Annotated in this window: 8 protein-coding genes and 1 tRNA gene; 4 read left to right on the top strand and 5 right to left on the bottom strand. The window is 38.2% G+C overall.

Annotated features, from left to right (window positions below; all coding sequences use genetic code 11):
* Positions 1-192: 192 nt before the first annotated feature.
* Complete coding sequence (locus BUC06_RS23320) at positions 193-5,691, bottom strand: T9SS type A sorting domain-containing protein (protein WP_083563882.1); 5,499 nt, start codon at positions 5,689-5,691, stop codon at positions 193-195.
* A gap of 737 nt (positions 5,692-6,428) precedes the next feature.
* Here BUC06_RS23320 and BUC06_RS01120 point away from each other — a divergent pair.
* The 4 genes from BUC06_RS01120 (at position 6,429) to BUC06_RS01135 (ending at position 8,992) form a co-directional block, all read left to right on the top strand.
* Positions 6,429-6,510 (top strand) — tRNA-Leu (locus BUC06_RS01120).
* A gap of 159 nt (positions 6,511-6,669) precedes the next feature.
* Entirely contained in the window at positions 6,670-7,035 is a 366-nt protein-coding gene (locus BUC06_RS01125; RefSeq protein ID WP_073328593.1) for a hypothetical protein, read from the top strand.
* Between the two features lie 40 nt (positions 7,036-7,075).
* Entirely contained in the window at positions 7,076-8,491 is a 1,416-nt protein-coding gene (locus BUC06_RS01130; protein ID WP_073328596.1) for an aminotransferase-like domain-containing protein, read from the top strand.
* A gap of 15 nt (positions 8,492-8,506) precedes the next feature.
* Positions 8,507-8,992 carry a GNAT family N-acetyltransferase gene (locus tag BUC06_RS01135; RefSeq protein ID WP_073328598.1) on the top strand — a complete coding sequence of 162 codons (486 nt, stop codon included), beginning with the start codon at positions 8,507-8,509 and terminating at the stop codon, positions 8,990-8,992.
* Between the two features lie 78 nt (positions 8,993-9,070).
* Here the strand turns inward: BUC06_RS01135 and BUC06_RS01140 are convergent, their stop codons facing one another.
* The 4 genes from BUC06_RS01140 to BUC06_RS01155 form a co-directional block, all read right to left on the bottom strand.
* The gene (locus BUC06_RS01140) at positions 9,071-10,924 is read right to left on the bottom strand and encodes a LamG-like jellyroll fold domain-containing protein (protein WP_073328601.1); all 1,854 of its coding nucleotides are present in this window, start codon (positions 10,922-10,924) and stop codon (positions 9,071-9,073) included.
* Positions 10,925-11,173: 249 nt separating this feature from the next.
* Complete coding sequence (locus BUC06_RS01145; protein WP_073328604.1) at positions 11,174-11,842, bottom strand: HAD-IA family hydrolase; 669 nt, start codon at positions 11,840-11,842, stop codon at positions 11,174-11,176.
* A 6-nt stretch (positions 11,843-11,848) separates the two neighbouring features.
* Complete coding sequence (locus BUC06_RS01150) at positions 11,849-13,003, bottom strand: TIGR03364 family FAD-dependent oxidoreductase (RefSeq protein ID WP_073328607.1); 1,155 nt, start codon at positions 13,001-13,003, stop codon at positions 11,849-11,851.
* 2 nt (positions 13,004-13,005) lie between these two features.
* Positions 13,006-14,313: a DUF5690 family protein gene (locus tag BUC06_RS01155; protein ID WP_073328609.1), complete on the bottom strand. Its 1,308-nt coding sequence runs from the start codon at positions 14,311-14,313 to the stop codon at positions 13,006-13,008.
* Position 14,314 lies beyond the last annotated feature (1 nt).

Here is a 14,314-nt window from a genome sequence, read left to right on the forward strand (position 1 = left end):
CTTTCATTCTATCTATCTTTTCTTTGTTCATTACCAAAGCGTGATAAAATATCCAATACCAATGTACTCCCATCCTTTACAATAAATAGATTTTTGTATGGATAATCTGTCTTTGCTTCATTTATTGACATATTAACACAAAGAATCCGTCTCACAAAAAAGTAAGACGGATTCTTAAGATAAATATTATTTTTATTTTTTGATAATTTTTACAACGAGCTCAGAATTATTTATTCTGATAATATAAGCGCCTGAAAGTAAATTGCTGAGATTGGTTTTGTTATTTTCAAATTTGCCTTCTTTCACAAGCTGACCGGACAAATTGTATATCTGATAATAATAATCTCTGCTGTCTTTAGCATCTATATAAACAATATCGGTTACAGGATTTGGGAAAACACTAAGCTTTTTTTGCTCAATTTTTTTCTTAATTTCTTTTTCTGTAAATACATTGCCGGCTCTGCTTATTGCATCTGACTGTACAGGAATTGTGACGTTATCCGGGTAAAAGCCTTCTTCTTTTTCATTTCTGGACAGAATCTTAACACATCGGCAAGGAGCTCCAAAATACTGACTGTTATCGCTATCTGCTAAATATAAATTATTATTAGCAGTACTGAAAGTCATAGAAATAGGCCTTCCCTGATAAGCAGTACGCAATGCAGCAGTCCATCTTTTTCCATTACCAAATTCTACTTTAGTTGGTATAGACGGGGCTGAAGAGAATATTATACTGCGGTTTCCTCTGATACCGGATGTTCCATAGTTGCCAATTTTATATGCTGGATTCTGGAAAGCGTATCCTAAAATGGTATTTCCATTTTTAATCGGAGTACCCAAATAATCATTTACCGCATTTTTTCCTGCAACAAAAACATTCTTTTTGTACCATAGAGAGCCGCCTAAACCAGTCTCCGAATCATTACTGGAATCGGCATCTGGTATTCTCCAGCCTTCCGGGCAAGGGTCGAATGGTGATTTGCTGGTTCCTTTACCCCAACGCTCAGGGAATTGACTAGCCTGATTGATTAACCAGTCTGTTCCCATTGTTCTAACCCCGTTATAAGGATTTAAAGTGCTAGGAATCATAAATACCAAAGGATTTTTAACAGAATATCCTAAAACTTTAGCAATTTTATCAGCAGTTTTATCGTTTCCTGATACATTGGCGCTATTGGCATAGGTATTATATGGAATGATATAATTACTTCCTGCATTTTCAAAAGTATCAGCGGTAAGCTCACTATAAGTAATACTTCCATCTGCGTTGGCTCTTCCCAGGAAAACACTTGTTTTGTTGTTGTTTACATTTTCGTGGAACACAGGGAAAGGATCTTTTCTGCCCCATTGGTAATGTAAGCCTGCCGAATTTTGAATTTGCGACAACTCGGCTTCTGTAGGAGCACCTTGAGTTTGTAAAGACGAAGGTAACACTTGCAACGCCCCTAAATCTCTATCCATAAGCTGGGCTTGCTTCACTGCATTACTGGATAATCCCTTCACATAATTTACAAAGTTTGGAGCAGCAGGATCACCCATATCAGTTGTATATAAGTAAGAACCTACTTCCGTATCAGTTATCCAAATATGCCAGCTCCAGTAAACAGGATTATCTATACTGCCATTATGAAGCGTTACTACTGCATTACCGCTTTGGTTTGGATTAATGAGAACCTTAATCTTAGAATTTGAAATAGCTGCTAATGATGCGGGAGAAGAGTTAAGCACTGAAATATTTTTAATCAATTGCGTATTATTACTCCAATGTACATTAGCTTTTAAGCTATTATAACTTACAGGATTCAGAATTTCCAGGTTATTCATATACTGATTTTGCATAGCAATAGCCTTTGAAACAGGAATTTCTATGGTCAATTCAGCAGTGCTTTTTACTCTTTGATAAGAGTTTGGCTGATTTAGATATTCTTTTCCATAGTTCTTTTGATCTGTAAAGAATTCTGTAGGGAAATTATAATCATTATCCTTATATAAAGGATCTTTTATACATCGGCACCCGGCAGCATCTGTAGTGTGCATTTCGTACATTGGGTTATATGAATATCTGCCAATAACATTCAAACTTGGATCTGGTGTATCATTAGTTGAATTGGGTTCATTTTCAGGAATAATCAATAAACCTCTTGCTGTATTAGAAGTACTACCGTTATTAGAGCCACCAAAGACTGTTCTAGCCATAGTAGCAGTCCACAATCTTGTTTGGTGCATGTCTCCGTAGGAGTCTTCATTAGGCATTTTCCATAATATTTTTCCGGTACCTGGAAACAGCCCTAAATTATCCCCACCAAAATTAGTCATATCTACTCCTATGTTAGAATAAACCTTAATTGATTTTAAATAGTTAGGATAGGATGGAAAATTATTATAATTGGGTTTTATAAATCCATAATAGGGATTTGCTCCAATTTTCAAAGTATTGCTTACACTATTAGTGGTGTAATAAATATCTGCATTATCGTTAGATTTTGGTCCAAAAGGAGATCGGTTTAATGGTATGCCACTGTAATATGCAAAAGTTGTAAGCATAGAAGGGATTCTCCAGCCATTTGGACATGGATCGTACTTTTCTTTGTTTCTATAAACATTTTTAGCCGTCGTTGTAGTTTCCGTTGAATTGTTTATATTTCCTTGTGCATTATCCGACCAAAAATTTACTCTTGCATTATTAGATGGATTTACACTTGTCCCATTAATATATCCAAACCAATTGTATCTGGAAGATGAGACGCCATCATAATGAAGCGCATCTGAATAGATCAAACTCAATGGATTTTTTATAGAAAGCGGCAAATTATTTGTTATAAATGCGTCAGCTTTGGGTACAGTTATCGCTATATCAGTAAGTATTTTGTAGTTAGCACCATTTTCCAGGCTAGCCTTTACATCTCTTACTTTTCCTATTGAACCTGATACTTCATAATAAGTATTCCCTCTCGTAATAAGTGGAGGAAAAGGGTCTTTTCTTCCCCATTGGTAAAGTAAACCTCCGTTTTTGTCATATTGATCTGTCCCTGTAATAGAAGCTCCTAAAGCCCCCAGGTTTCTGTCCATCCAGCCCCAATCTGAATCAGGGATTCTTTCTTGGGTGCCATTTTTGAGTAGTCTTGCCTCATCTCCATAACTTCTGTATTTTGAACCATTCGTAGGGTCATCAGTCACCCAAACGTGCCAGGACCATTGAACTTCTCCATTCACTTTAAATGCAATTACTGCGTTCCCTTCTAGAGATTTCTTAATAGGAATTTTAATTTTTGCATTTTCAGCTTCTCCTGTCATTTCAAGTGAATAATTTTCTCCTGATTTAATTAAACCTGGAGTATCTTCCCATAACACATCAGCAGTTATTGTACCTTGAGGTAATGAAGTCTTGTTTAGATACATCACATTATCCTGCCACATCTTATATGCTTTTTTAACTGGAATATAAAGCCCATCTACCTCATTTCCGGTATCATCTTTTCCTGTAAAGATGTAGGAATTTGGCGCTAGTTTCCAATCTTTAGCGGCTACAACTGTAATTGTTCCCTGTAAATTTACAGGGGCACATCCTCCGGTAACTGTAACGGTGTAATTATAAATTCCGGCTGTTGTAGCTGTTCCGCTGATAGTAACGGTTGTTCCGTTTACTGTAGCCGTAATACCAGCTGGAAGCCCTGTTACAGAAGTTCCTGTAGCTCCGTTAAAAGTATATGTTATTGGAGTGATAGCAGTATTTACCTCTACTGTCTGTGTATTATTACCTGATGTCAACACCAAATTAGCAGGAGGGTTCACGGTTACTGTCATCGTGTTTGTAGAAGCACATTGCCCTGCATTGGGCGTAAAGGTGTAGGTCGTCGTCGCCTGGTTATTAATGGCAGGCGACCAAGTTCCCGAAATTCCCTGGGTAGAAGTGCTGGGTAATGTCAATGCAGATCCTGCACAAATAGGTGAGATCGATGTAAATGTAGGAGTGATTGGATTCGTACATGCCGCATTTTCATAACAGATCTCCTGAACTGGGCTTATGTAAGCATGAACTTCGGCGTTGCTTGAACTGGTGACTCCTATAATTACATTTGCGTTTTCAAATTGTGAAAAACCCGTTACTATTTTGTAAGATAGAACCCCATTATGTATTTCTGTGGTAAGATTCGAAAATGACAGAGCATTGAAAAAAGCTCCATTTGAAAGATAGCGTTTTACAGTAGCATTATTTCCATTCCATTGGTTAACAGGAATGTATATGGTGTAATCCGCATTATTTCTATTGATACAAATTCCATTGGCCTTGTCTACACATTGTTCTTGCTTTGTGAGGTCGTTCCATTCACTTTGCGGAAGTGGTGCCAAGGTATTTGATACTGCCGCATTTTTAGGACTGCTCACTTCATAAGTCAAGGTCTGGTTGCTGAAATCCTGTGATGTTCCTTCTTTTATGTAATAATAATCCTGACCGTTTTTGTTAACTTTTGTCAAATTATTAACATTGTAATTGTATACATTCCACAAACCACCTGCTGCAAGATAAATCTTGAAGCTTACCGTAGTATCTCCATTCCATTCATTTACAGGAATCAAAGCTTCTGCAAAACTGTTGTGCAGACGGTTGAAGCACACATTGGCTTTATCAATGCATTGTTCTTGTTTTGTGTAATCATTCCAGTCGCTTTGCGGACGTGGTGCCAAAGTATTTGATACTGCCGCATTTTTAGGACTGCTCACTTCATAAGTCAAAGTCTGGCTGCTGAAATCCTGTGATGTTCCTTCTTTTATGTAATAATAATCCTGACCGTTTTTGTTAACTTTTGTCAAATTATTAACATTGTAATTGTATACATTCCACAAACCACCTGCTGCAAGATAAATCTTGAAGCTTACCGTAGTGTCTCCATTCCATTCATTTACAGGAATCAAAGCTTCTGCAAAACTATTGTGCAGACGGTTGAAGCACACATTGGCTTTATCAACACATTGCTCCTGTTTCGTGTAATCATTCCAGTCGCTTTGCGGAACTGCCGCCAGGGTATTTGATACTGCCGCATTTTTAGGACTGCTGACTTCATAAGTCAAGGTCTGGCTGCTGAAATCCTGGGATGTTCCTACTTTTAAGTAATAATATTCCTGACCGTTTTTTGTAACCTTGGCCAAATCATTAACATTGTAATTATACCCATTGAAAAGTCCACCGGTTGCAAGGTAAATCTTGAAGTTCACTTTAGTGTCTCCATTCCATTGATTCACAGGAATCAGGGCTTCTGCAAAACCGTTGTGCAGACGGTTGAAGCACACATTAGCTTTATCCACACATTGTTTTTGCTTCGTATAATCATTCCAGTCGCTTTGTGGAATTGCCGCTAATGTACTGGAGACTGCTGCATCCGAAGGACTGCTTACCTCATAGATTAAAGTCTGGTTGCTGAAATCCTGTGTTGTTCCTACTTTAACGTAATAATATTCCTGACCGTTTTTATTAACTTTTGTCAGATTATTCACATCATAGTTATACCCGTTAAAAAGGCCACCAGTTGTAAAATAAATCTTAAAGGAAACTGTTGAACCGTTCCATTGATTTACGGGAATTAAGGCTTCTGCAAAACTATTGTGCAGACGATTGAAACAGACATTGCTATTTTGGGCTAAAGAGGTTAGCCAAAATAAGATTAAAAAAAAGAATGATAATTTTTTTTTCATACTTGAAGTTTTTTAATAATTCCTACTCGTTGAAGGCTTTTCGGAAAACCGCCTTTTTGGGTGTCGGGATACTCTAAGTTACTTTCACCAAAAAATTCATACAACTGGGAAAAATCACGCTAAAAAGACAGTCCTTTATGAACACCGAATAGCTATCCCAGTAAGTTGCTTGAACACTTTAGAAATTGCAGGGGGAAATTTTGTGTGTAACAGGTCTGAATGAGGTTCCATTTGTATCAACTTTGTCAGTACTTGTAAAAGAACTAAGAGTAAATGCACCAATAATTGATAGTGTAATTAAGTTTTTTCTTATGGTTATTGTTTTAAATTAGACAACAAATGTAGGTCAATAATTCTTACGCGTAAAAAATATTATATTATGTTAATCCCTTTATTTTAGGAGGTTATGCCCTTATTCGTTGTTTGTTTTCAACAAAAAAATGAGAGTGTACTATAATTCTAAATTTGATATACACTCGCATAAAATTGATCTTTTGTTTTTATCGTAATTACTTCCATATTTTCGTCCAGGCAAACGTTTAATAATTTGTTTATTGTAAGAATTCCTCTTTGTGGTTATTTGGAATGAAAAACAAGATCTGATTAATGTCTTGTCCTGAAATTACGTTACATTATTTAACAGTAATTCTGTTTTTTTTGTTCTTATTTTAGAAGAAAATGTTTTATATTTGTAGCCTCAAAAGGAAGGAAGTTCTTTTAACAAAGAAAAAACAACCGCGGATGTGGTGTAATTGGTAGCCACGCCAGACTTAGGATCTGGTGCTGTGAGGCGTGGGGGTTCGAGTCCCTTCATCCGCACTCAGCAAAAAAACTCTCTGTGAAATATCACAGAGAGTTTTTTATTTTTATACCGTTTCTCTGTTAAATATAATATTCTGTACCCATAATAATACCAAGTTCTGTATCTGTATCCAGTCTCCAATACTCTATAATTTTGTCCAAGTAAAGCAGAACACTATGGAAACCTTACTACAATCCCGGGATCAGCTCGTGTATGCTGAAGTCTACATTTCAGATATGCTGTCCTTAAAAAATATTTTTCTACAGTCACAAACCCTTCAAAAGCTTAATCAGAATTTTGGAGTTCCTTTTCTTTTGGTTAAAAAAAAGGACACAATTTTAGCTTTTGCGACGCTGATTCTTACTGAAAACGGAGAAATTGCCTTTAAAATTTATGAAAGCAATCTTACGGAGTGGGAGAAAAAGAATTTTATCTTTCGTGCAGAGCATTATTTTAAGAAAAAGACAACCGCCAATTTCAGAAATCCGCAGCAACTGAAAAGCAGTATTTCCAGAATGGTCAGCTGGCTGAATGTTGGATAAAAATAATGGAAGTTGTACATTTACTTAAACCCGATTTCCTATGTCTAAAGACGTTCTGTATCTTAAAATAGCAAAATCCGTCACGGAACAGATCAAAAGCGATACCCTGCAGTTTGGGGACAGATTGCCCTCGCTTAGAAGTGCCCAGAAACTTTACAATGTCAGTCTGAATACCGTGAAGCAGGCCTACATGGAACTGGAAAGCCGTTCGTTGGTAGAGTCACGGCCGAAATACGGCTATTTTGTGAGCCAGAGTTCCCAGAGAAAGCTTGCCTTGCCCTCTGTTGCCCCTATGAAAGTAGCAGAAAGAGAAAATACAGCTGAGGTTCTTATCGATAAAGTATTCGGAACCATTGGTGGAACGGATGTTACCCAGTTCGCCTTGGGAATTCCTGGTAAAAGCTTTCTTCCATTAGCCAAATTGAAGAAATCTATGATCAATGTGATTAACAGAAAGAGTGACAGTGGAACAGATTATGAACCGGTACAGGGAAACGAATATCTGCGTCGCGAATCAGCCAAATGGGCGCTTGTGCTGGAAGGGAAGATTTCAGAAGACGATCTGGTGATCACCTCAGGAGCTATGAATGCTGTCTATACCTGTCTGATGGCAGTAACAAAACCCGGAGACTCTGTTGCGGTGGAAAGCCCTGTCTATTTCGGGGTACTTCAGGCCATCCAGCAATTGGGGCTGAAAGTGGTGGAAATTCCTACCCATCCTATTTATGGAGTTGATCTGGAAGCCCTGAAAAAAGTACTTCCTACACTTTCTGCGTGCTGTTTTGTGACCAATTTCAACAATCCTTTAGGTTTTCAGATGCCTGATGAGAACAAAAAAGAACTGGTAAAGCTGATTACGGAATATAATGTTCCTCTTATTGAAGACGATATTTACGGCAACCTTTATTTTGGAGCAGAAAGACCAAAACCATGTAAATTCTATGATGAGGCAGGACTTGTAATGTGGATCGGATCGGTTTCCAAGACATTGGCTCCCGGTTATCGGGTAGGATGGGTGGCTCCCGGAAAATTTAAAGAGCAGGTCATCCGGCAGAAACTGGTACAGACGGTGTGCAGCCCTTCTATCTATCCGGATGTGATTGCTGATTTTCTCGAACACGGCCGTTATGACCATCATTTGAGAACATTCAGAAAAAAATTATATGCGAATTATCTTCAGATCCAGAAGTCGGTGACAGAATATTTTCCAGATAATACCAAAATCTCAGAACCGAAAGGAGGCTTTATGCTGTGGCTGGAACTGGACAAAAAAATATGTACAGAGGATTTATTTGATGAAGCTATGAGCCAGAAAATAAATTTTGCCCCGGGAAGGATGTTTTCACAGTACAATCAGTACCAGAACTGTATGCGACTGAATTATGCTCTGGAATGGACAGACAGAGTAGAAAGTGATCTGGAGAAATTAGCCAAAATGGTAAAAAAAAGAATGTAATTAAACCTTATAGCAATGAATGAAATGAACAATGAAGTACAAATTGTCAACTATGAACCTCAATATAAAGAAGCTTTCAAGGCTTTGAATGAAGAATGGATCAAAACCTTTTTCGCGATGGAAGCAGGAGACTATAAACTGCTGGACAACCCTCAGGAATATATTGTAGATAAAGGAGGATATATCATCGTTGCCCTTTTAAATGGTGAAGCTGTGGGAACATGTGCGTTGGTGAAAATATCGGATGAACCCCTAAGGTTTGAACTGTCAAAGATGGCAGTAAGTCCTAAGGCACAGGGAAAGAAAATCGGATATCTTGTAGGACAGGCTCTGGTAGATAAAGCAAGAGCATTAAAAGCAGAAAGTATTTTTCTGGAAACAAATTCTGTACTGGTTCCTGCCATAAAACTGTACGAAAAACTGGGCTTTGATCATATGCCGGTTTCAGATTCAGCTTACGCCCGATGCAACACCCAAATGTTGTTGAAATTCAATGATTAAGCAAAAAAAAGATATTAGAACTCGGATAGGAATATCCTTGTTCTAATATCAAAAAATTAAATCTAATGCTTTACTGTTCTATTTCTTAATGAAAGTCTTCGTCAGCGACTTTTTGCTTCCGTTGATTTTTAGGAAATACGCGCCTGCAGGAAGGCTTTGAACATTGATCGTTTCGTTAAACGAACCATTGTAAGACTTTAAATTTCTTACTGAAATCAATGATCCTTTGGTATCAATAATTTCCATTTTAATTTCCTTATCATCAGACTGATACTGTATGCTTATGCTTTCTGAAGCAGGATTGGGATAAAGTCTGAAATCATCGGTTTTTGCTTGAATGTCTTTCACTCCCAAAGCTCCATTGATACATACCGGAATACGGTTTACCCCGTCGATTCCCCATGAAGGCTGTACCGGAATACACATCCAGTTCAGGACTGTAGGAAAATGATCCGTCTCTCTAGGCGTTGAGGTATAGTCATAAATCTTGAAAGTATTTGTCGTACCAGCAGCATAAGAAGGAGAACCTGTTACCGCCAGATTGTTAGCGTTAGGACTTGAATCCGTCAAGATATTACCTGATGTTTCACCACATTTCCAGTCTGCCAGCAGCTGAGCATAATAAGGATGTGAAGAAGTAATATCCTGATTCGCCCAGTTAACAATCACGTTAGCGGGAAGGGCAGATTTCCATATTCTGATATCTTTGTAAGAAGCGGCAAGATTGAGCCCATATACATTCGTTCCGTCCTGGTTGATAGTCAGTGGTAAGCCGGAATCGATATTTCCGATGGTATTCATTTTGGCAAAAGTCACCGGAACTCCATCTTCATAAAGCGTTACCAATCCGTCTCTGTCGAAACTTACCGCAATATGTTTCCATTTTCCTGTTTCTGCTTTTCCGCCGGTCAGATCAATTCTGTTGGTTCCGTCCCCGATATTCATTTTGAAGTTCTGCCCGGAACTGCCGGATATAACAAAACCTTTATTGTTTCCGCTTGCCCAGTTTTTATTACTGATCATCACTGGATCACTGGAGTAAGCAGCATTAGGTTTTACCCAGAATTCAATGGTAAAATCCTGCGATGCCCCAAAATTAAAAGGAGTCTGATTGGCAGGTTTTGCATATGTTCCTGCCGGAAAGCTAAGCTGATTGAAGGTTTTGTTGGATTCAAGAATTGTTTTACTGATCTGCTGAGGTGTAAATCCCGGATTGGAATAGATGTTAAAGATATTACGTTCAGAAAGATTTCCTCCACCGTGAGCACTTTGAACAGCCCCGTGATCTGTGGTCAAAACCACCAGCCAGTCTTCACTGGAGTAAGTCGGTCTGCTTTTCATCGCACTGACAATTTCACCAATATATGAATCGGTCGTCTGAATCGATGATACATACTGGGGAACCGTACCCGCGAATCCATAAGAATGTCCTGCATGGTCTACATCATCAAAATCCACGAAAAGAATATCCGGATTGTCATTCTGCATAGCATTCACAGCTGCATTTTTTACGGCCAGGTCAGAACCTAAATTGCTTTTTACATCGGCACTTTTCACAATTTTGTCATTAATGGGGGCCCAATTCGCCAGAGAGATCGTTCTTAAATTAGGATTGTAAGTTTCGGCTCTGGTAAGAAAATCAGGATAATTGATGTAGTTGGGACTGGTAAAATTGTTGTCCTGCACATTGTGTTTCGTGTGCCATACACCGGTAAGCATTGTACTCCAGCCATTTCCGCTCCATGTAGTGGCAGCGCAAAGACCATCAATAGAGTAAATGGATTGATTAACAAGGCTTTGGATGTTCGGGATATTGCTAGACATCATCACGTCCGCGCGACACCCGTCAATACCGATAAAAAGAACTTTTTTAGTCTGAGCTCCCAGGAAACAGCTCATAAGAACAGCCATTGAGAATAGTTTTGTTTTCATAGGGTAAAAGATTTTTAAAAGGAAAAGTTTACAAATAGTAATTTTATTTTTAATAATTGTAAAATTAATTTACTATTTGTAAAAATGTGTAAACTTAAAGTTAATAAATTGATAACTAAATATTTAAGGATTTTAAACACCAACAGCACAAATACCTTAACGAATTTCCACGAATCATAAAGTGGTGTTATTAATGTTTAATTTAAAAAAATGAGGCTGAAAAAAATAAGTATAATTTGAAAGAAGAGTTTAAAGTAAATCTTCAGCCTCAGAAATGGTATTAAAAATATAATCGGGATGGGCTTTTTCCAGTTCCGCTCTGCTTTGAGCTCCGGAAAGAACAGCAATGGTGAGCCCGCAGCCTGCATTTTTCCCTTCTTCAATATCAATCACAGAGTCCCCCGCCTTTAAAACTCTGCTGGCTTCAACGATATTGAATTTTTTCATCGCAAGGTTGATCATATCAGGGCTAGGGCGACTTTCGGAGACATCATCAGCCGTGATCAAAGCATCAAAATGGACATTTTCCTTCCACTGTAATTTGTCAAGTAGCTGCTGCGCAATTTCGGAGGTATAACCGGTATTCAGAACTACTTTTTTATTTTGAGATTTCATTTTTAAAAGAAAAGCTTCGGTCCCGTTAATAGGCTTTACTTCCAGTTTTTGATACGCTACTCTTAACTGTTCAGAAAAGTTTTCAAAAATAACGGGAGCATCTTCTTCGCTTCCGTTGATCTCCTTGAGCAGACTCGTGATCGCTTCCAGTTTTTCCATTCCTGCGCAGCTTGAAAGCACATTTTCTAAGGTCACATGATAGCCGTGATTATTCACAGCTTCAGTTAATGTTTTGTACACTACATTATCTTCGTCAATCGTTGTTCCGGCCATATCCAGAACCAGTAATTCTATATTCTTCATTGAAATTTATGCGTAAATTTTATCTATATTAAATTTTGAAAAGCCTCCGCTTCCCGTCATTCCTTTTCCTCCGATCCCAGTTACGATGTAGATATTCGGGGAAGGATTGTGCTCGAAAATATCTTTTGTTTTGCACTGGGAATAGATCCCGAACCATCTTCTTTGAATTTCATAAGTAGGAAGATCAATAATTTTTTTGGCTTCATGGATCATGAATTCGTCGATTTCCATATTCAGATCATATCCGAGATCATCTGCATTTTTAGCATCTGCATACTCATGAGAGTCTCCAAGAATGATTGAACCGTCAAGGGCCTGTTTAAATAAAATATGAATACCAAACTTCTTTTCAAAAGATTTCGGATCTTCAGATGCCTTGATTTTCTGATAGGAAGCACATTCGCTGAATGACTCATATCTTCTGATGGAAAGTCCCGTCAAAATGTTCCCCGGAAGCGAATAAATGCCCTGAGGTTTTGTTTGCAGCATCTGTAGTTTACTCACTTCTAAATCGCTTTCATCAAATACTTTAGGGTATAATGTCTTGAACTCATGCCCACCGCAGATAATGATTTTTGAAGCCGTAAATTCCGTTCCGCCTGCACTGATGGCGGAACAGTTCTGCCCGTTCTCACCCGTTTCAATAATGGTGGTATTGTAAAAGATCTGAAGTCCCAGTTTTTCCTGTAGGAGCTTATGAAGCTTGACGATCATATCAGCAGAATCTACCGAAAGTTCCTGTGGGAAAAAAAGTCCTCCTTTACAGTAATCCGAACGCAGCCCGTCAAATTTCTTGATGCAGTCGTTTTTGGATAAGAGAACGGATTCATAATCATTATTTCTGTTGATTTCATACAGTTCTTCAATCAGCTGAATTTCTTCATCATTCGATGCGATATATACGGAACCGTTTTTTCTTATGGTAAGATCTGCCTGGGAATGAAGTTCGTTATAGATGGCCAGACTTTCCCTTCCGTAGTTTTGCCATGTAAGATCCATTCCGGAGGGAACTACCTGTCCGAAATTTCTCACCGTTGCGCCCTGAGGAACAGAATTTCTTTCCAGTAAAGCGACCTTAAGACCTCTTTTTAGAGCATGATAGGCGTGGAATGTTCCCAGAATTCCACCTCCTACAACGATTAAATCAAATTTTGCTGTCATTGTTACTTTAGTTTATAAAATTTCGACGGATCGAAATTGATGAATTGATTAGAATTAGAATTCGGTTTTGCCTTTTTTTTGAATGCTAAAAAAGCAGTGACCGAAAGAATAAGAACGGCGGCTGTAATGATATAATTCAAATGAATATAAAAATTAAGCCACGAAGTCTGCGCAGAACCAAAGTTCTTATACAGCAGAATCAGAACACTTCCAAGATAACCGAAAGAGTCTACGGTATAAATCAGAAACCCAACATTTCCCTTGATATCAAAAGCGGCAATCATCCGGTCAAAATAGATTCCGTTGAAGGGAATATAGCAGATGTACATTCCGAAACCGGAGATCATCATCCACAGAAAAGGAGATAAAGAGCCGGTCTGAAATAAATACGTTGATAATCCGACCGTAAGAATGCCTCCAAAAAGGATGTAGTGATAATAGGCAAAAGCTTTTTTATTGTTTTTAACTTTTACCATAAAGCTTAAAATCAGAAGAACCATTATTGCGATGGGAATTTCAGTGAGGGTGAAAATGGAACTGTCAAAACTAAAATGCAGACCATCCCAGATCTCGCGGTTGAAATTATCCCTGAAATCCCTTAAAACCGTTAAACAGATATAAAGAAAAATAATACACACAACAGGAATAAAAAACTGACGAATCAGCTCTTTTCTTTCCGCACGAACTAATGGCTGTCTTTTGTTTTTAAGCAGAATATCCTCTTCAGTAGGTTTCGGAATCCTTTCCAGAAGAAAAGCGAAGATCATCAGAGGAATAATGAAAATCAATCCTGTGCAGAATGGCATCCAGAATTCTGAAACCGCAAAAGTATCCATTAAGAATTTCCCGGCAGATTTTGTAAATCCTGAAGAAACTACAAAACTTGAACACAGGAAAAGCCCGATGATCTCTGTGGTTTTTCGTCCTTCAATATAGGAGAATACAATTCCCCAGATCATTCCCAACGGAATACCGTTGATAAACATGAAAACGATGTTATAAGGAGCGGGAAAGGCAGCAAAACCCAGTAAGGCAAGCTCAGCCACTCCAATGAACGCCAGTAAATAGACGATTCTTTTTTCAGGTTTCAGTTCTGAAATAAATTTGATCCCTATGAATTTTGAAATAAAATAACCTACCGCCTGAGCGATGATGATCAGGATTTTATAATCAACCCCGAAATAGGCAAGTCCCTCAAAAGAAGCTACTGTAAACGGTTTTCGGAAGCCGTACATGCAGAAGTAGACACCGAAAGCGGCCAGGGCAGCCTTCAGTGTTACTAATGTTTTGGTATTGATGCTTTGAGCCATT

The organism is Chryseobacterium carnipullorum (assembly GCF_900142785.1).
Lineage (GTDB): Bacteria > Bacteroidota > Bacteroidia > Flavobacteriales > Weeksellaceae > Chryseobacterium > Chryseobacterium carnipullorum.